This is a genomic window from Pseudomonas sp. IT-P218, assembly GCF_949767605.1.
Taxonomy (GTDB): Bacteria; Pseudomonadota; Gammaproteobacteria; order Pseudomonadales; family Pseudomonadaceae; genus Aquipseudomonas; species Aquipseudomonas putida_AE.
In genome coordinates, this window is record NZ_CATKQQ010000022.1 from 56,881 (window position 1) to 75,093 (window position 18,213).

An 18,213-nucleotide genomic window follows, 5' to 3' on the forward strand; every position below is an offset into this window, starting at 1 on the left:
AATTCGAGGGCGGCGTTTTTTATGGCAGGGGGGCGTCAGGTCAGACCTTGACGATCCAGCCGGCTGGCGCTTCGACGTCGCCGGTTTGCACGCCGGTCAGCTCTTTGTAGAGCTTCTGGGTGATCGGGCCGACTTCGGTTTCGCTGTGGAATACGTGCAGGTGGTCGTTGTAGCTGATGCCGCCGATCGGCGTGATCACGGCAGCCGTACCGCAAGCGCCGGCTTCCTTGAAGTCCGACAGCTTGTCGATGAACACGTCACCTTCGATCACTTCCAGGCCCAGGCGCGACTTGGCCAGCTCGATCAGCGACAGGCGGGTGATGCCCGGCAGCACCGACGGCGAGTTCGGGGTCACGAACTTGTTGTCGTGGGTGATCCCGAAGAAGTTGGCCGAACCGACTTCCTCGATCTTGGTGTGGGTCATCGGATCCAGGTAGATGGCGTCGGCGAAGTGGGCTTTCTTGGCCTGGGAACCTGGCATCAGGCTGGCGGCGTAGTTGCCACCGACCTTGGCCGCACCGGTGCCTTGTGGCGCGGCGCGGTCGTAGCTGGAGATCAGGAAGTTGTGCGGGGTGAGGCCGCCCTTGAAGTAGGCGCCGACCGGGATGCAGAAGATCGAGAAGATGAACTCGGGGGCGGTACGCACGCCGATGTTGTCACCCACGCCGATCACGAACGGACGCAGGTACAGCGCGCCGCCGGTGCCGTAAGGCGGGATGAAACGCTCGTTGGCGCGGACCACTTCCTTGCACGCTTCGATGAACTGCTCGGTGGACACTTGCGGCATCAGCAGGCGCGCGCAGCTGCGTTGCATGCGTGCGGCGTTCTGGTCTGGGCGGAACAGGTTGATCGAACCGTCCTTGCAACGATAGGCCTTCAGGCCTTCGAAGCATTGCTGGCCATAGTGAAGGGCCGTGGAGCCTTCGCTGATGTGCAGCACATTGTCTTCTGTCAGGGTGCCCTTGTCCCACTCGCCATTACGCCAGTTCGACAGATAGCGCTTGTCGGTCTTGATGTAGTCAAAACCCAGCTTGTCCCAATTGATGCTTTCGTTACCCATGACACCCTCTATCACTTAACAACCGCCGAAACGGTTCAATGTTTCTGACGTTTTCTGGATGGGGACAACAATACTTCATTCCGGGCCCATTTCGCAGCCCGGACTATCGGATGACAGGCAGATAAATCGGGTTGGCCTCAAGAAATCGCCAGCAGGCTGGCTCCCACAGGGGAACGCATTGCAAATGTGGGAGCCAGCCTGCTGGCGATGGGGCCATCCCTGCCGCCATCAATTTTTCCGAATCACAGGTGCAGCGCATGCCCCAAGGCACGCAACGCCGCTTCCTGAACAGCTTCGCCCAAGGTCGGATGCGCATGGATGGTGCCACCAATGTCTTCCAGCCGCGCGCCCATTTCCAGGCTTTGCGCGAACGCCGTGGACAATTCGGAGACGCCGACACCCACTGCCTGCCAGCCGACAATCACATGATTATCCCGACGAGCGACCACGCGCACGAAGCCGCTTTTGGACTCCAGTGTCATCGCCCGGCCATTGGCGGCGAACGGGAAGTTCGAGACGATGCAGTCCAGGCCAGCGGCCTTGGCGTCGTCCGGGGTCTGGCCGACCACCACCAGTTCCGGGTCGGTAAAGCACACGGCGGCGATGGCGGTGGGGTTGAATTCGCGGTGCTTGCCGCTGATCAGCTCAGCCACCATCTCGCCCTGGGCCATGGCCCGGTGGGCGAGCATCGGTTCGCCACTGAGGTCGCCGATGGCATACACGTTGCGCATGCTGGTCTGGCAGCGGCTGTCGATCTTGATCGACGCGCCGTTCATGTCCAGGTTCAGCGCTTCGAGGTTCCAGCCCTGGGTGTTGGGTTTGCGACCGACGGCCACCAGCACCTGATCGGTTTCCAGGTTCAGGGTGTCGCCATTCGGCTCCAGCACTTGCAGGGTATTTGCTTGTGAATCAAATCCTTGCACGCTGTGCTTCAAGTAAAGCTTCACGCCGAGCTTTTTCAGTTCGTCGTGCACGGGTTGGGTCAGTTCGGCGTCGTAGGCCGGCAGGATGCGCTCCTGGGCTTCGACCACGCTGACGTCGGCGCCGAGCTTGCGATAAGCAATGCCCAGCTCCAGGCCGATGTAGCCGCCACCCACCACGACCAGGCGTTTGGGCACCGACGTCGGAGCCAAGGCTTCGGTGGAGGAGATGATCGGCCCGCCAATCGGCAGCATCGGCAGGTTCACGCTTTTCGACCCGGTGGCGAGCACCAGGTGCTCGCACTGAATGCGCGTGTCGCCGATGTCGACGGTTTTGCCGTCGACAACCTTGGCCCAGCCTTGAATGACCTGGACCTTGTTCTTTTTCAGCAGGGCTGCGACGCCGGTGGTCAGGCGGTCGACGATGCCGTCCTTCCACTCGACGCTCTTGGTGATGTCGAGGGTCGGCGCCGCAACGCTGATGCCCAGGGCCGAATGCTGGCTATGGTTCTGCGTCTGGTGGAACTGTTCAGCGACGTGAATCAGCGCCTTGGACGGAATGCAGCCGATGTTCAGGCAGGTGCCGCCCAGGGATTGGCCTTCCACCAGGATGGTCGGAATGCCCAACTGGCCAGCACGGATCGCCGTCACATAACCGCCAGGGCCGCCGCCGATGATCAGCAGCGTGGTGTTCAGAGTTTGCATGATGCTCTCCAACAAAAATCAGTCCACAAACAAGGTGGCGGGTTGTTCGAGCAGGCCACGCACGGCCTGGATGAATTGCGCCGCGTCCATGCCGTCGACCACCCGGTGATCGAAGGAGCTGGAGAGGTTCATCATCTTGCGGATCACGATCTGGCCTTTGATCACCATCGGCCGTTCGACGATCTTGTTCACGCCGACGATCGCCACTTCCGGCAGGTTCAGCACCGGGGTGCTGACGATGCCGCCCAACGCGCCGAGGCTGGTCAGGGTGATGGACGAGCCGGACAGTTCATCGCGGCTGGCCTTGCCGTTACGGGCAGCCGTGGCCAGACGGGAGATTTCCTGGGCGCTGTCCCACAGGCTGCGGGCTTCGGCGTGACGCACCACCGGCACCATCAAGCCGATATCCGCCTGGGTGGCAATGCCGACATGCACCGCGCCGAGGCGGGTGATGACCTGGGCTTCGTCGTCGTAGCGGGCGTTGATCTGCGGGAAATCCCGCAGGGCGACGACCAGGGCGCGGACCAGGAACGGCAGCAAGGTCAGCTTGCCGCGGCTGGCACCGTGTTTTTCGTTGAGGTGCGCGCGCAGTTCTTCCACGGCAGTCACGTCGATTTCCTCGACATAACTGAAGTGTGCGGCACGCTGGGTGGCGTCCTGCATGCGCTGGGCGATCTTGCGGCGCATGCCGATCACCGGGATCTGTTCTTCGTCAGTGCGCTGGCTGTAAGCGCTGCTGACGGTCGACGCATTGGACTGACCCTGGGCCAGATAGGTATCGAGGTCTTCGTGCAGCACCCGACCGGCAGGGCCAGTGCCACGGACCAGACGCAACTGGATACCGAGGTCCAGCGCATGCTTGCGCACGGCGGGAGAGGCCAGCGGACGCTCATCGGCTTCGCGGGCCACCATCGGGCCCTGGCAGACGGCAGCTTTCGGCGCTGGGGCAGCGACCGGTTTGGTTTCCACCACGGTTTCGACTTTCGGCGCAGCAACTGGCGCTTCTTTAACCGGAGCCGGTTGCGCCGATTCCTTAACGTTGCCCGCGCCTTCGACTTCAATGCTGATCAGCACACTGCCGACCGCCATCACTTCACCGGGCTGGCCGCCCAGGGCGATGACCTTGCCATGCACCGGCGAAGGAATATCCACCATCGCCTTGTCGGTCATGACATCGGCCAGCACCTGATCCTCGACGACCATGTCGCCGACCTTGACGTGCCATACCGACAATTCAACTTCTGCAATGCCTTCGCCAATGTCCGGCATTTTAATGACGTGCGTGCCCATTCAGACCTCCATGACCCGTTTCAAAGCCGCGCCCACTCGGGACGGGCCAGGGAAATACGCCCACTCTTGCGCGTGCGGGTAGGGGGTGTCCCAGCCGGTGACGCGTTCGATTGGCGCTTCCAGGTGGTGGAAGCAGTGCTCCTGCACCAGCGACACCAGTTCGGCGCCGAAACCGCAGGTACGGGTGGCTTCGTGAACCACGACGCAGCGGCCGGTTTTCTTCACCGACTTGACGATGGTCTCCAGGTCCAGCGGCCACAGGCTGCGCAGGTCGATCACTTCGGCGTCGATGCCGGTTTCTTCAGCGGCGACTTGCGAGACATACACGGTGGTGCCGTAGGTCAGGATGGTCACGTCCTTGCCCGGACGGGTGATGGCGGCGACGTCCAGCGGCACGGTGTAGTAGCCGTCCGGCACTTGCGCGGCGGGGTGTTTCGACCACGGGGTCACCGGGCGGTCGTGGTGGCCGTCGAACGGGCCGTTGTACAGGCGCTTGGGCTCGAGGAAAATCACCGGGTCATCGTTTTCGATGGAGGCGATCAGCAAGCCCTTGGCGTCGTAGGGGTTGGACGGCATGACGGTGCGCAGGCCGCAAACCTGGGTGAACATCGCCTCGATGCTCTGGCTGTGGGTCTGGCCACCGTAGATGCCACCGCCGCAGGGCATGCGCAGGGTCATCGGTGCGGTGAATTCGCCGGCCGAGCGATAACGCAGGCGCGCGGCTTCGGAAATGATCTGGTCGGACGCCGGGTACACATAGTCGGCGAACTGGATCTCGGCCACCGGACGCAGGCCATAGGCACCCATGCCCACGGCCACGCCGACGATGCCGCTTTCGGAGATCGGCGCGTCGAACACGCGGGAGGTGCCGTATTTGGTCTGCAGGCCTTCGGTGCAGCGGAACACGCCGCCGAAGTAGCCGACGTCCTGGCCGAAGACCACGACGTTGTCGTCACGTTCAAGCATCACATCCATGGCCGAGCGCAGGGCCTGGATCATGGTCATGGTGGTTGTGGTCATGGCGGTTTCCAGCTCGATATTGTTGTTGTGATCGTTCATGTCAGATCCCCAACTCTTGACGCTGGCGCTTCAAGTGCTCCGGCATCTCTTTATAGACGTCCTCGAACATGGTCGCGGCGCTTGGAATCTGGCCGCCGGCGAGGGTGCCGAATTTCTCGGCTTCTTTCTGTGCGGCGATCACTTCGGCTTCCAGTTCGGCGCTGACGGCGGCGTGTTCCTCTTCGGACCACTGGCCGACCTTGATCAGGTGCTGCTTGAGGCGCGCGATCGGGTCGCCCAACGGGAAGTGGCTCCAGTCGTCGGCAGGACGGTATTTCGAAGGATCGTCCGAGGTGGAGTGCGGGCCGGCGCGGTAGGTGACCCACTCGATCATGGTCGGGCCGAGGTTGCGGCGCGCACGTTCGGCGGCCCAGGCGGAAGCGGCGTAGACCGCGTAGAAATCGTTGCCATCGACTCGCAGCGAGGCGATGCCGCAACCGACGCCACGACCAGCGAACGTGGTGGCTTCACCACCGGCGATGGCCTGGAAGGTGGAGATCGCCCACTGGTTGTTGACCACGTTGAGGATCACCGGCGCGCGGTACACGTGGGCGAAGGTCAGGGCGGTATGGAAGTCCGACTCGGCGGTGGCGCCGTCGCCGATCCAGGCCGAGGCGATCTTGGTGTCGCCCTTGATCGCCGAGGCCATGCCCCAGCCCACAGCCTGGACGAACTGGGTGGCGAGGTTGCCGGAAATGGTAAAGAAACCGGCCTCTTTCACCGAGTACATGATCGGCAACTGACGGCCTTTGAGCGGATCGCGCTCGTTGGACAGCAGTTGGCAGATCAGGTCCACCAGCGGCACTTCGCGGGCCATGAGGATGCTTTGCTGGCGGTAGGTCGGGAAGCACATGTCGTCGATGTTCAGGGCCAGGGCCTGGGCGCTGCCGATGGCTTCTTCGCCGAGGCTCTGCATGTAGAACGACATTTTCTTCTGACGCTGGGCGACCACCATGCGGTTGTCGTAGATCCGCGTCTTGAGCATGGCGCGCATGCCCTTGCGCAGGATCTCCACCGGCACGCCGTCGGCCCACGGCCCCAAGGCGTTGCCCTGGTCGTCGAGCACGCGAATCAGGCCACGGGCCAGGTCAGCCGTGTCAGCCGGTTCAACGTCAACAGGGGGTTTGCGCACCGTGCCGGCGTCGGTCAGGTGCAGGTAGGAGAAGTCGGTTTTACAGCCGGGACGGCCCGAGGGTTCGGGAACGTGCAGGCGAAGCGGTTCGTACGCTTGGGTCATGGCTTCTACGCTCGATCTTGTGAATTTCTTGTAGTGAGCTGACAGATTTCGTTCTGTGGAAGAAATCTTGTCCTACAACAATCATAGGCCCGGCCAAGAAGAATATTTCTCTCTGTTTCATTGCGCTCAAGATCATTTGCGGATAAAAAATCTGCATAAACATAAAAAACAGGTGTTTTTGTCTCATGCGCAAACTGGACCGTACCGATATCGGCATTCTCAACAGCCTTCAGGAGAACGCACGCATCACCAACGCCGACCTGGCACGCTCGGTCAACCTGTCGCCGACGCCGTGTTTCAACCGGGTCAAGGCGATGGAGGAACTGGGGCTGATTCGTGAGCAGGTGACCCTGCTGGATGCCGACTTGCTAGGGCTGCACGTCAATGTGTTCATCCATGTCAGCCTGGAAAAACAGGTGGAGGAGGCGTTGCAGCATTTCGAAGAGGCCATCTCCGATCGCCCGGAAGTGATGGAGTGTTATCTGATGGCTGGCGATCCGGACTATCTGATCCGGGTGCTGGTGCCGACCATTCAGTCGCTGGAGCGCTTCATGATGGACTTCCTGACCAAGGTGCCGGGGGTGGCGAACATCCGGTCGAGCTTTGCGCTCAAGCAGGTGCGGTACAAGACGGCGCTGCCGTTGCCGGCCAATGGCTTGACCTTGAATAATTGAAGCTCCTGTAGGAGCAGCCGGTCGACGCTCGATTGCTCGCGATGAAGGTCAACGATGACGTGGGGAGCCTGACACCCCGCGGTGTTCTCAGGTTTTCCGCGAGCAAGCTCGCTCCCACAGGTCAGAATTTATTCAGGGGAATCTTCAGGTAAGTCACGCCATTGTCTTCCGCCGGCGGCAGATTCCCCGCCCGCACATTCACCTGGATCGCCGGCAGCAGCAGCGTCGGCATGCCCAACCCGGCATCGCGGCGGGTGCGCATGTCGACGAACGCGGCTTCGTCGATGCCGTCGCGCACGTGGATATTGTTTTTGCGTTGCTCGCCCACGGTGGTCATGCAGTGCGGTTCACGGCCCTCGGGCGGGTAGTCGTGGCAGACGTAGAGGCGCACGCTGGCGGGGAAGGCCAGCAGCTTGTGGATCGAGGCGAACATCTGGTGGGCGTCGCCGCCGGGAAAGTCACAGCGGGCGGTGCCGACGTCCGGCATGAACAGGGTATCGCCGACCAGGATAAGGTCGTTGCCGATCAGGTAGGCCATGTCCGCCGGGGTATGGCCCGGCACATGCAGGGCGGTGGCCTTGAGGTTGCCGATGCAAAATGACTCGTCCGGGGCGAACAGGTGATCGAACTGTGAGCCGTCGATGCAAAACTCCGGCTCAAGGTTGAACAGGGTCTTGAACACGCCCTGTACCTTGCAGATCGACTGGCCTATGGCGATCTTGCCGCCCAGTTCCCGCCGCAGGTAGGGCGCGGCGGACAGGTGATCGGCGTGGGCGTGGGTTTCCAGCAGCCATTGCACCTGCAGGCGGTGCTCGCGCACGAAAGCGATGATCCGGTCGGCCTGTTGGGTGCCGGTGCGTCCGGCTGCCGGGGTGTAGTCGAGCACCGGGTCGACGATCGCACACTGCCCGCCGTTATCTTCGTAGATCACGTAGCTGTAGGTGGACGAGGCATCGTCGAAAAAGGCTTCAATCAGGGCAGGCATGTGGATTGTTTCTTCAAGGGTAAGTCATGAGGGTAGTTTCATTTTCCCTGCGCTGACCAGCCCTGCGACAATTCTGCTAACGAAAAATCCGGACGGACTCTATCCTGTCATTCTATCGATACCGGGCGTTCCCGGCCTCTGTCATGGATTACGAGCGTTATATGTTGCTGGCGAGTTTTTTTGGGGTGGTCATGGGCCTGGTGCTCGGTTTGACCGGGGCAGGGGGCGGCATTCTGGCGGTGCCGGCGCTGGTGCTGGGGCTGGGATGGAGCATGACCGCGGCCGCGCCAGTCGCGTTGTTTGCGGTGGGCAGCGCGGCGGCGGTCGGTGCCATCGATGGCTTGCGCCATGGCCTGGTGCGCTATCGCGCGGCGCTGTTGATTGCCCTGCTGGGGGCGATTTTTTCGCCGCTGGGCATCTATTTCGCCCATCAGCTGCCGGAAAAAATCCTGATGATCCTGTTCAGCCTGCTGATGGTGATGGTGGCCGCGCGGATGTTGCGCCGCGAGCGCAAGGATGAAGGCCCGAGCGACCACGGCCATGCCAACTGGGGCCAGAAGAACTGCATGCTCGACCAGCAGACCGGGCGCTTCTCCTGGACTGCCAAATGCACCGCGACCCTTGCGGCCCTGGGTGCGGTGACCGGTGTGGTCTCGGGATTGCTGGGCGTGGGCGGCGGCTTTCTGATCGTGCCGGCGTTCAAGCAGCTGACCGACGTGCAGATGCGCGGCATCATCGCCACGTCCCTGATGGTCATCAGCCTGATTTCGGCCATCGGCGTGATCGGCGCATTGCATGCCGGGGTGCGCATCGACGGCCTGGGCGTGGCCTTCATCGTTTCCAGCATCGTCGGCATGATCGTCGGCCGCAGGCTTTGCGCGCGCGTGCCGGCGCGGGCGTTGCAGGTTGGGTTTGCGAGTATCTGCCTGGTGGTTTCAGCCTACATGCTGTTCCGGGCGGGCCTCTGAAATATTGTAGGAGCCGGCTTGCCGGCGAAGGCGCACTTCAGGACGCCTTCGCCGGTAAGCCGGGCTCCTACAAGGGGCGGTACTGCAGCGTGAAGGCCAGTTCAGTGGATTGCCCCTGCTCCAGCAATCGCAACCCCGGGCGACCGGGCAAGTGATGGGCGTTGACCGGGTGGCTGACCGGTTCGATGCAGAAAAACGCCAGGCCTGGCGGGCAATAGAGCAAATAGTAATCGCTACCACTGGCCTGACAGTCCAGCTCGTAACCGAGGTCGGGTTGTTGGATCAGGCAGTGGCCATCCCATTGGCAGAAACCGTTGTCGACCAGTGTGTGGGGCAGGGCCCTGGGCTGCTGGAAATCCCATTCGGCAGGTAACGCACTCAGTTGCGTCGGCAGTTTTCTCTCATCGCACAACCAGACCTGTCGGGCGGTGGCCTGCAATAGAGTGTTGGCGTTGCGCGGCAGGTAGGGGTGCAGCCCGAGGCCATGCCAAGCTGCCTGTTCGGCCAGATGGGTGACGCTCAATTCGATGCTCAGCTTGCCTTCGCTCAGATGGAAGCGTTGACGGGCGCAATAGGCAAAGGGCTCGGTGCTATCGAGTTGCAGCACCACTTCGTCAGCGGTTGAGGAAACCACCTGCCAGCGTTGCTGCCAGGCGCTGCCGTGAATCGGTAACGGATCGGGGCTGTTGGGCGTCAGGGCCAGCCAGCCGTGCGGGCAATCGAAGCCGCCTTCGGCGATGCGGTTGGACCACGGCACCAAAGGGAAGCAGCACAGTTTGCCGGGAAGACCGGTGTTCAAGGCCTGCTCATCGGCGTGTCGCAACAAGGGCTGGCCAGTGCTGCGCACGGTCCAGTTGACGATGCTGCCGCCGAGTTCGGGGGCGAGGGTGAGGCGGGTGAAGGAGTCTTCGAGTTCGAGCAGTGTGGGTTTCATGTTCACCAGCAAGGGAAAGAGATGCACGGATTACCCTATGTAGGAGCCGGCTTGCCGGCGAAGGCGTCCTTGAGTACGCCTTCGCCGGCAAACCGGCTCCTACAGTCAAAGCGTTGCAAGATCAGCCGGGTTACAACACCAGATGCGGCAACCACAGCGACAGCGCAGGAATGTAGGTCACGGCCATCAGCACCAGGAACAGCACGCCGTAGAACGGCAGCAGGGCCTTGACGGTAGATTCGATGCTGACTTTACCCACGGCCGACCCCACAAAGAGCACCGCGCCCACCGGGGGTGTTATCAAACCAATCCCCAGGTTCACCAGCATGATCATGCCGAACTGCACCGGGTCCACGCCAATGCCGAGAATCACCGGCATCAGGATCGGCGTGAGGATCAGGATCAGCGGCGCCATGTCCATCACGGTACCGAGCAACAGCAGCATGACGTTGATGCACATCAGGATCACGTAACGGTTGTCCGACAGGGTCAGGAACATCGTGGTGATCTTCGCCGGGATCTGCATCAGGGTCATGATGTAGCCGAAGCTGGCGGCGAAGCCGATCAGGATCATCACGATCGAGATGGTGCGCACCGTGCGATGCATCAGTTTCGGCAGCTCGCTCCATTTGTAGTCGCGGTAGATGAACATGGTCACGAAGAACGACCAGAGCACGGCAATGGCCGCGGACTCGGTCGCGGTGAAAATCCCCGAGAGAATGCCGCCGAGGATGATGACCATCGCCATCAGGCCCCACAACGCTTCGCCGCAGATCTTCAGCGCTTCGCGCATCGGGATGACTTCACCCTTGGGGTAGTCACGCTTCTTGGCGAAGATCAGGCACAGCACCATCAGGCACGCGCTCATCAACAGGCCCGGTACCACGCCGGCCATGAACAACGAGGCAATCGACACCGTACCGCCAGCGGCCAGCGAGTAGAGCACCGAGTTGTGGCTCGGCGGGGTCAGCAGGGCCTGCACCGAACCGCTGACGGTCACGGCGGTGGCGAACTCACGGGGATAGCCGCGGCGCTCCATTTCCGGGATCAGCACCGAACCGACCGAGGCGGTGTCGGCCACCGAGGAGCCGGAGATCGCGCCGAAGAAAGTCGAAGCCATGATATTGACCAGCGACAGGCCACCGCGCACGAACCCGACCAGCACCCCGGCAAACGCCACCAGACGCCTGGACATTCCGCCCTCGGCCATGATCGCACCGGCCAGCACGAAGAACGGAATCGCCAGCAGGGAAAACTTGTTCACGCCACCGGCGACCTGGATCATCAGCGCCTGGAACGGAATGTCGATCCAGAACGCGCCGATCAGCGCCGAGAGCCCCAGTGCGTAGGCGACCGGCATGCCGATCAGGATCAACGCGATAAAACTGCCCAACAGAATAAAAGCGTCCATTCAGGCAGCCCCTTCGTTTTCTTCAACGAGGTCGAAACGCACGACCCGACGGTTGCTCTGATCGCCGAGCAAGAGTTTTTCCAGAACAAAAATCAGCGTCAGCACGCCGCCCACGGGAATCGGCATGTAGGTGATGCCCACTCGCAGGGTCGGCAGGGCGCTCATGAACTGGTTCCAGGTCGACAAGCAAAGCTTGGTGCCCCAGATCGCCATGAACAGGCTGATGGTCGCCATCAGTAATTGTGCAAACACGCTCATGGCCTGGCGCAGTTGCGGCGACATCCGATCAGTGAGCATCGCCACTGCCATGTGCGAGCCGGAACGATAGCTGGCCGCTGCGCCGATGAAGGTGAAGACCATCATCAGCAGGATTGCAGTAGGTTCGGGCCAACTGGAGCCGGTGCCGAGCACATAACGGGCAAACACGCCCCAGGGAATGATCAGCGAAATGGCCAGCACGGAGAGCCCGGCGACCCAGATACAGGTCATGTAGAGCTTGTCATTGAAACGTAGCAGCAGATTCTTCATCGGGTTCCACCGTAACCGGGCGCGCACTGACAGATACCCACGTCAGTGGCGCCGGGCCTTTCTTGAGTGCAGGGAGGGTTACTGAACGGCTTCGATGCGCTTGATCAGGTCGACGTAAGGTGCGCCGTATTTCTCGCGAATCGAGGCGGTCGCCTCATAGAAAGGTTTCTTGTCGACGGTGATGAACTCGACGCCGGCTGCCTTGAGTTTTTCTTCGCTGCTGGCCGATTTTGCATCCCACAGGGTACGTTCCTGTGCCTGCGCGGCTTTGGCGGTTTTCTTCACCAACGCCTGTTGCTCGGGGGTTAGTTTTTCCCAGGTGATTTTCGACATCACGATAGGTTCAGGCAGGATCAGGTGCCCGGTCAGGCTGTAGAACTTGGCGTTCTGGTAGTGATTGTGTTCGAGCAGGGTCGGCGGGTTGTTCTCCGCGCCATCGATCACGCCGGTCTGCAGGGCGCTGAAGATTTCGCCGGTGTCCATGGCGATGCCGTTGCCGCCCATGGCGTTGATGGTCTCGATGAACATCGGGTTGCCTTGCACGCGGATCTTCATGCCCTTGAGATCTTCCAGGTTGCGCACCGGTTTCTTGGTGTAGATGTTGCGCGTGCCGCCATCCATCCAGGCCAAGGCCACCAGACCGAATTCGGAATCGGTGATTTTGGCGAGGATCTCGTCGCCCACTTCGCCATCGATGACCTTGCGCATGTGCGCCTGGTCACGGAACACGAACGGCATGTTGAACACGTTAACGTCCGGTACCACCGGGCCGACGATGCCGAGGCTGACCCGGGCCATCTGGATGGCGCCGACCTGGGCCTGTTCGACCACTTCCTTTTCCGAGCCGAGTACACCGCCGGCGAACATCTTGAAGGTCAGCTTGCCGTCGCTGTCGGCCACCAGCGTCTTGCCCAGCTGTTCTTCGGCGACCACGGTGGGATAGCCCGCAGGGTGAATGTCGGCAAATTTGATTTCCAGCGCATGGGTGGCGCTGCTGAGGGTGAAGGCGAGGGGGAGTGCTGCGGCGAGCAAGGTGCGTTTGAAGTCCATGGGGGTGTCTCCAGTCTTGTTGTTTTTTTTATTCAAGGCACAGCGGTGAAACGTTTGCGTTTATTGCTTGAAGTGCGGCTCCGGCAGACCCTTGACGCCGGGATCGAGGGCGAACACACCCCCGGCCAGGGACTGTTCGTCCTGGTCGTCTCCCGGGCGGATCGAGGTCACGAACAAGGTGTCCAGGCGAGTGCCACCGAAGGCGCACATGCTCGGTTTTTTCACCGGGACGGCCAGGGAACGGTCCAGTCGACCGTCGGGGGTGAAGCGGTGAATCAGCCCGGCATCGTTGCCGCAGATCCAGTAGCAACCTTCGGCATCGACCGCCGCGCCATCAGGGCGACCGGCGTGCTGGTTCATGTCGACGAACAGGCGGCGGTTGGTAGGGGTGGCGCTGTCGATGTCGTAATCGAAGGCCCAGATCTGCTGCACCAACGGATGGGAGTCGGACAGGTACATGGTCCGGCCGTCCGGGCTGAAGGCCAGGCCGTTGGGCACGATAAGGCCGTTCAATTGCGCCGGCAGCGGTCCTTGCTCGCCGGCGCTGTAGCGATAGAGCGTGCCCACGGCGGCATTGGCGCCCATGTCCAGCACCATGCTGCCGGCCCAGAAGCGGCCCTGGCGGTCACAGCGACCATCGTTGAGACGCATGTCCGGGCGGGCGTGATCGACCTGGGCCAGGGGTTCGCTGTCGAGGCTGCCGTCGGCATGCGCATGCAGATGGAAGAACCCGCTCTCCATGCCTGCGACCCAGCCACCGTCGGGATGGCGGGCGATGCAGGCGAGCATCTGCGGGGCTTTCCAGGCGTGCACATGACCGGTCAGCGCGCTCCAGCGCTGCAGGCCGCCGGCGGGAATATCGACCCAGTACAGGGCGTTTTCCTCAGGCACCCACACCGGGCTTTCACCTACCGTGTTGCGCGCATCGACAATCAATTCGGCTTTCATGGCAACTCATTCCCTTGGTTGTGGGGGGATCAGGACGATCAGTCGCCGAACGGACCGGCCGCGCAAAAGGCACCGCCCTGGTAGATCCGCGCAGGGTCATCAGCGGCCGGCAGCGGCTGGGCTTCGACTTTTTCACGGAACACTTCGGAGGTGTCCTTGGGCTTGTAACCCAGCGCGCTGGCGTAACGGTTGTCCCACCAGACGTCCTTGTTGTCGGACGCGCCATAGACCACGGTGTGGCCGACGTTCGGGGTGTAGAGCGCACGTTCCAGCAGCTGGGTAAGGTCGCCGAAGCTCAGCCAGGTGCTCATCATCCGGCGGTTCTGCGGTTCGGGGAACGAAGAGCCGATGCGCACGCTGACCGTCTCGATGCCGTAGCGATCGAAGTAGAAGGTGGCCATGTCTTCGCCGTAGGACTTGGACAAACCGTAGTAGCTGTCGGGGCGGCGAGGGGAGTGGGCGTCGATGACTTCGTCCTGCTTGTAGAAGCCGATCACGTGGTTGGAACTGGCGAAGATCACGCGCTTGACGCCGTGGCGGCGGGCCGCTTCGTAGATGTGGAACACGCCGCAGATGTTGGCGCCGAGGATTTCTTCGAACGAGCGCTCAACCGATACGCCGCCAAAATGCAGGATCGCGTCCACGCCTTCGACCAGTTGATCCACGGCGTTTTTGTCGGCGAGGTCGCAGGGCACGACTTCTTCGCGATCATCAATGGCAGGGGCGATGTCGGCGATGTCCGACAGGCGAATGACATTGGCGTACGGGCGCAGGCTCTCGCGCAGTACTTTGCCCAGGCCACCGGCGGCACCGGTCAGCAGCAGGCGATTGAAGGGCGTTTGGGCGGTTGCAGTGGTTGTCATGGGAATTCCTGGACAAGCAGTTGTTATTATTGGGTCGTTGTAGGTTGTCGTACGACTTTGCTGAAGTATCGTTAGGATTTCCGGTTTTTGTCAACGCGACATTGGTGGAATTTGACGGAGGGTTGTCGCGATCAATTCTCCGAGAAAAACTCGATCCCTGTGATTGATCCCTGATGGCACTCGGACCTGTAGGAGCTGGCTTGCCAGCGAAGGCGTCCGCGAGATCGCCTTCGCCGGCAAGCCGGCTCCTACAGGTACGAGGTCGATCTTCGGGAATTACAACAACGAAATCGGATAGCTGATGAAAATCCGGTTCTCATCAAATTCGTTAGTGCTGAAATCCTTGCGGATACTCGCGTTGCGCCATTTCACGTTGAGGTTTTTCAGCGCACCGCTCTGCACGGTGTAGGCCAGTTCCGATTCACGGCCCCATTCCTTGCCGTCGGTGATGGTGCCGGTGTGCACGTTGTCGCCGCTGATGTAGCGGTTCATCAGGGTCAGGCCGGGAATGCCGAGGGCGACGAAGTTGTAGTCGTGACGCACCTGCCAGGACTTCTCTTTGGCGTTGTCATAGCTGGAGTTGTAGCTGTCGTTAGCCAAGGTCCCGCCACTGGTGCCGTTGACCCGCATCCACACGTCGTCGCCGCTGAGTTTTTGCAGGCCGACGTAGAAGGTGTTGCCGCCGTATTTGGCCGAGAGCAGGGCAAACGCGGTCTTGTTGTCGAGGTCGCCGGCCAGGGCGCTGCCGTCTTCCTTGCCGATGAAGTAGCCGAGGTTGGCGCCCAGGGTCCAGTCGCCGATGGGCTGGCTGTGGCTGAGGTTGAAATACTGCTGCTGATAGACATCGCTGAGTTCGGCATACCAGACGCCGACCTGGGTGCGTTTGTCGTTGAAGGCGTATTCGCCGCCGCCGAAGTTGAATCGGTCCGAGGTGAAGGCGGCCGATTTGCCGTTCATGAACATGTCTTCCATGCTCGCATCGTTGCGCGGGCTGTTCTGGCGGAACTGCCCGCCGTAGAGCGTCAGGCCGCTGATCTCGGTGGAGGTCAGCTGGCCGCCGCGGAAGGTTTGCGGCAGCGAGCGACCGTCGTCGGAACGCAGGATCGGCAGCACCGGCATCCATTCGCCGACCTTCAGTTCTGTTTTCGAGATCTTGCCTTTGAGCGCCACGCCCAGGCGCCCAAAGTTGTCGGCCGGGCGGCCGTCACCGTGGATCGGCAGCAACTGCGTACCCCCGGTGCCTTTGCCGCCGTCGAGCTTCTGCGAGTACAGGCCAAGCACATCGACACCCAAGCCGACCGGGCCCTGGGTGTAGCCGGACTTGGCGTCGAGGATGAAGTTCTGTGTCCATTCTTCCGCCTTGCCCTGGGGGTAGGCCGGGTTGGTGTAGTTGCGATTGATGTAGGCGTTGCGCAGGTTCAGCGTGGCTTTGGCGTCATCGGTGAAGCCTTCGGCCTGGCAGGCGATGGGCAGGGCGAGGGTCAGGCTGCTGCAACCGATCAGGCTCAGCGTCTGCAAACGGGTAAAGGAAGGGCGTGGGGTACGGGCGGACGAATCGCGGACGAGCTTGCTCACTGTGACGCTCCCTTGCTGCTTTTTGTTTTTATTTTTGTCATACGTCGTCGTACAACATTGACGCAGATATTTGCGGGATTTTAAGGGGTTGTCAATCGGAAGTTATACGATGACTTTAAGGCAATGGTTAAAACCTGTGTGAGCCAGCCTGCTGGCGATAGCCATCTCACATTCAACATTGATGCAGGCTGACACTCCGCCATCGCCAGCAGGCTGGCTCCCACAGGGGACAGGGTTTGTCAGCCGGAAATCATCGGTGCCAGGGTGCCCAGCAAAGAGACGGCAGCTACCGCGCCAAGCCCCAGCAACCACTCCAGCAGCACACTGTAATTTGTGGGAGCCAGCCTGCTGGCGATAGCCATCTCACATTCAACATTGATGCAGGCTGATACTCCGCCATCGCCAGCAGGCTGGCTCCCACAGGGGACAGGGTTTGTCAGCCGGAAATCATGGGTGCCAAGGTGCCCAGCAAAGAGACGGCAGCTACCGCGCCAAGGGGAGACTGGAGCGCCATGGCGTCAGCAGCAGGATCACCAGCAAAGCGTTGAGCAGCAGGTGCCAGCCCCAGACCTCACCGAAAAAAGTACGGCCAAGCACCCGCAGCAAAATCGCCGGTTCGAACGCCGCCGCCCAGGTGCCCGCCATGCTCGCGGTGACCAGCAGTAACCAGCCGACACCGCTGGCCAGCGCCACGACCGCCAGCCACTGACTGAGGCGCAACAGTGGCTGATCCAGCGTTGTGAGGTGACCCAACAGCAGCGGCCGGAACACCCACGCCCCGAACAACATCAGCACCACGCAAAAATGCACGAAGCGGCACAGCACCATCGCATCCGCCATGTATTACTGGCCCACCTTGAACGCGTAGGCGCCTTCGCTTTTGTGGGTATCGACCGACACCACATGCCACTCGACCTTGTAGTCTCCAGCGGTGAAGGGGACCGCCGGCGTGACAATCAGGGTCTTTTTATCAGGACCCTGGGTGACCAGGCTTTTGACCAGGATCTCGTCGCCGTCGCGGCTGATCGTGACTTTGCAGAAGTCGGCCTCGACGCCTTCGGAAAACACCAGGCTCAGTTCCGCGGGAGGCTTCACGGTGCTGTCGGCAGCAGGTGTCTGGCTTTGCAGGTGGGCGTGAGCCCATACGGATGTGGCGCACAGGAGCGCGCCGAGCAGAGCGGTGGTGGTCAGGGTGTTCTTTAAACGCATGTCGGGTCCCTCGGCGGCAGGTTTCAAGTGGTGGTCAGTCTAGCCGCGCCAGAGCGGTTATACGAAGTTTGGTTGTCCTCTGTCGCCGCGCCGTAGAGCGGTGCTAGTCTTGTTCAATGTTGTTGTCAGGGAGCCCTCATGGGCAATCACAAGATCGAGATCCGTCGCAGTAACGTCGAGAAAATTCTGCTGGGGGCCGAGAAGGTCTTCGCCGAAAAAGGCTTTGGCAGCACCGCCATGGCCGATATCGCCGCCGAAGTGCAACTGCCGCGTTCCAACCTGCATTACTACTTCAGCACCAAGACCGAACTGTACAGCGCCGTGCTGTTCGACCTGCTGGAAGTGTGGAAGCAGGATGCGCTGTGCTTCGAGATGTTCGACGACCCGCGCGTGGTGCTCAGCAGCTATATCCGCGCCAAGATGAACCACTCGCGCAGCCGCCCCTACGGCTCGAAAGTCTGGGCCAACGAAATCATCCACGGCGCACCGACCCTTGGCGAGAAGCTCGACGCGAGCCTGTACGACTGGGCCAAGATGAAGGAAGCGAAGATCCGCCAGTGGGTCGACGACGGCCGCATCCTGCCAGTGGAGCCTTCAAGCCTGCTGTACATGATCTGGGCCTCGACCCAGCACTACGCCGACTTTGATCATCAGGTGAATATTCTCAATGATCACCAACCGCTGTCGGACATGCAGTTTGAACGGGCGGTGCAGACGGTGACCAGTGTGATTTTGCGGGGGATTGGGTTGGAGCCGTAGGTGGTATGTACGGCGTTATCGTTTAAGATTGCGTATAC

Annotated in this window: 18 protein-coding genes; 3 read left to right on the plus strand and 15 right to left on the minus strand. The window is 61.4% G+C overall.

Annotated elements, in window-relative coordinates; genetic code table 11:
- Positions 1–40: 40 nt before the first annotated feature.
- The 5 genes from ACM6I6_RS14450 to ACM6I6_RS14470 form a co-directional block, all read right to left on the minus strand.
- Positions 41–1,060, minus strand: coding sequence for a branched-chain amino acid aminotransferase (locus ACM6I6_RS14450; RefSeq protein ID WP_274076302.1), 1,020 nt, complete (start codon positions 1,058–1,060; stop codon positions 41–43).
- Positions 1,061–1,302: 242 nt separating this feature from the next.
- Entirely contained in the window at positions 1,303–2,685 is a 1,383-nt protein-coding gene (lpdA, locus tag ACM6I6_RS14455; RefSeq protein WP_414920090.1) for a dihydrolipoyl dehydrogenase, read from the minus strand.
- Between the two features lie 18 nt (positions 2,686–2,703).
- Positions 2,704–3,975, minus strand: coding sequence for a dihydrolipoamide acetyltransferase family protein (locus tag ACM6I6_RS14460; protein WP_323606027.1), 1,272 nt, complete (start codon positions 3,973–3,975; stop codon positions 2,704–2,706).
- Positions 3,976–5,034 carry an alpha-ketoacid dehydrogenase subunit beta gene (locus tag ACM6I6_RS14465; protein WP_274076305.1) on the minus strand — a complete coding sequence of 353 codons (1,059 nt, stop codon included), beginning with the start codon at positions 5,032–5,034 and terminating at the stop codon, positions 3,976–3,978.
- A 1-nt stretch (position 5,035) separates the two neighbouring features.
- A complete protein-coding gene (locus ACM6I6_RS14470; protein ID WP_323606025.1) occupies positions 5,036–6,271 on the minus strand; it encodes a 3-methyl-2-oxobutanoate dehydrogenase (2-methylpropanoyl-transferring) subunit alpha in 1,236 nt (411 codons plus the stop codon).
- A 185-nt stretch (positions 6,272–6,456) separates the two neighbouring features.
- Between ACM6I6_RS14470 and bkdR the strand changes: the two genes are divergently transcribed.
- Entirely contained in the window at positions 6,457–6,945 is a 489-nt protein-coding gene (gene bkdR / locus ACM6I6_RS14475) for a Bkd operon transcriptional regulator BkdR (protein ID WP_008005367.1), read from the plus strand.
- 121 nt (positions 6,946–7,066) lie between these two features.
- Here bkdR and ACM6I6_RS14480 read toward each other — a convergent pair whose 3' ends face one another.
- Complete coding sequence (locus ACM6I6_RS14480; RefSeq protein WP_323606021.1) at positions 7,067–7,930, minus strand: MBL fold metallo-hydrolase; 864 nt, start codon at positions 7,928–7,930, stop codon at positions 7,067–7,069.
- A 161-nt stretch (positions 7,931–8,091) separates the two neighbouring features.
- Between ACM6I6_RS14480 and ACM6I6_RS14485 the strand changes: the two genes are divergently transcribed.
- The gene (locus tag ACM6I6_RS14485; protein WP_274076359.1) at positions 8,092–8,898 is read left to right on the plus strand and encodes a sulfite exporter TauE/SafE family protein; all 807 of its coding nucleotides are present in this window, start codon (positions 8,092–8,094) and stop codon (positions 8,896–8,898) included.
- Positions 8,899–8,965: 67 nt separating this feature from the next.
- On the opposite strand, the gene ACM6I6_RS14490 is transcribed toward ACM6I6_RS14485, so the two are convergent.
- The 9 genes from ACM6I6_RS14490 to copC form a co-directional block, all read right to left on the minus strand.
- Positions 8,966–9,832 carry an aldose 1-epimerase gene (locus ACM6I6_RS14490; protein WP_414920091.1) on the minus strand — a complete coding sequence of 289 codons (867 nt, stop codon included), beginning with the start codon at positions 9,830–9,832 and terminating at the stop codon, positions 8,966–8,968.
- 130 nt (positions 9,833–9,962) lie between these two features.
- A complete protein-coding gene (locus tag ACM6I6_RS14495) occupies positions 9,963–11,243 on the minus strand; it encodes a TRAP transporter large permease (RefSeq protein WP_056852883.1) in 1,281 nt (426 codons plus the stop codon).
- The gene (locus tag ACM6I6_RS14500) at positions 11,244–11,771 is read right to left on the minus strand and encodes a TRAP transporter small permease (RefSeq protein WP_323606020.1); all 528 of its coding nucleotides are present in this window, start codon (positions 11,769–11,771) and stop codon (positions 11,244–11,246) included. It lies immediately after the preceding gene.
- A gap of 78 nt (positions 11,772–11,849) precedes the next feature.
- Entirely contained in the window at positions 11,850–12,821 is a 972-nt protein-coding gene (locus ACM6I6_RS14505) for a TRAP transporter substrate-binding protein (RefSeq protein ID WP_414920092.1), read from the minus strand.
- A 60-nt stretch (positions 12,822–12,881) separates the two neighbouring features.
- A complete protein-coding gene (locus ACM6I6_RS14510; protein ID WP_414920093.1) occupies positions 12,882–13,769 on the minus strand; it encodes an SMP-30/gluconolactonase/LRE family protein in 888 nt (295 codons plus the stop codon).
- 38 nt (positions 13,770–13,807) lie between these two features.
- Positions 13,808–14,632, minus strand: coding sequence for an NAD(P)-dependent oxidoreductase (locus ACM6I6_RS14515; protein ID WP_323606017.1), 825 nt, complete (start codon positions 14,630–14,632; stop codon positions 13,808–13,810).
- A 276-nt stretch (positions 14,633–14,908) separates the two neighbouring features.
- A complete protein-coding gene (locus tag ACM6I6_RS14520; RefSeq protein ID WP_414920094.1) occupies positions 14,909–16,207 on the minus strand; it encodes an OprD family porin in 1,299 nt (432 codons plus the stop codon).
- Between the two features lie 483 nt (positions 16,208–16,690).
- On the minus strand, positions 16,691–17,047 hold the full coding sequence (locus tag ACM6I6_RS14525) for a hypothetical protein (RefSeq protein WP_414920095.1): 357 nt from the start codon (positions 17,045–17,047) through the stop codon (positions 16,691–16,693).
- Between the two features lie 3 nt (positions 17,048–17,050).
- Positions 17,051–17,416, minus strand: a complete 366-nt coding sequence (copC, locus tag ACM6I6_RS14530; protein ID WP_414920096.1) for a copper homeostasis periplasmic binding protein CopC — start codon at positions 17,414–17,416, stop codon at positions 17,051–17,053.
- Positions 17,417–17,554: 138 nt separating this feature from the next.
- Here copC and ACM6I6_RS14535 point away from each other — a divergent pair, with 138 nt between their 5' ends.
- Positions 17,555–18,175 carry a TetR/AcrR family transcriptional regulator gene (locus tag ACM6I6_RS14535; RefSeq protein ID WP_046817413.1) on the plus strand — a complete coding sequence of 207 codons (621 nt, stop codon included), beginning with the start codon at positions 17,555–17,557 and terminating at the stop codon, positions 18,173–18,175.
- Positions 18,176–18,213 lie beyond the last annotated feature (38 nt).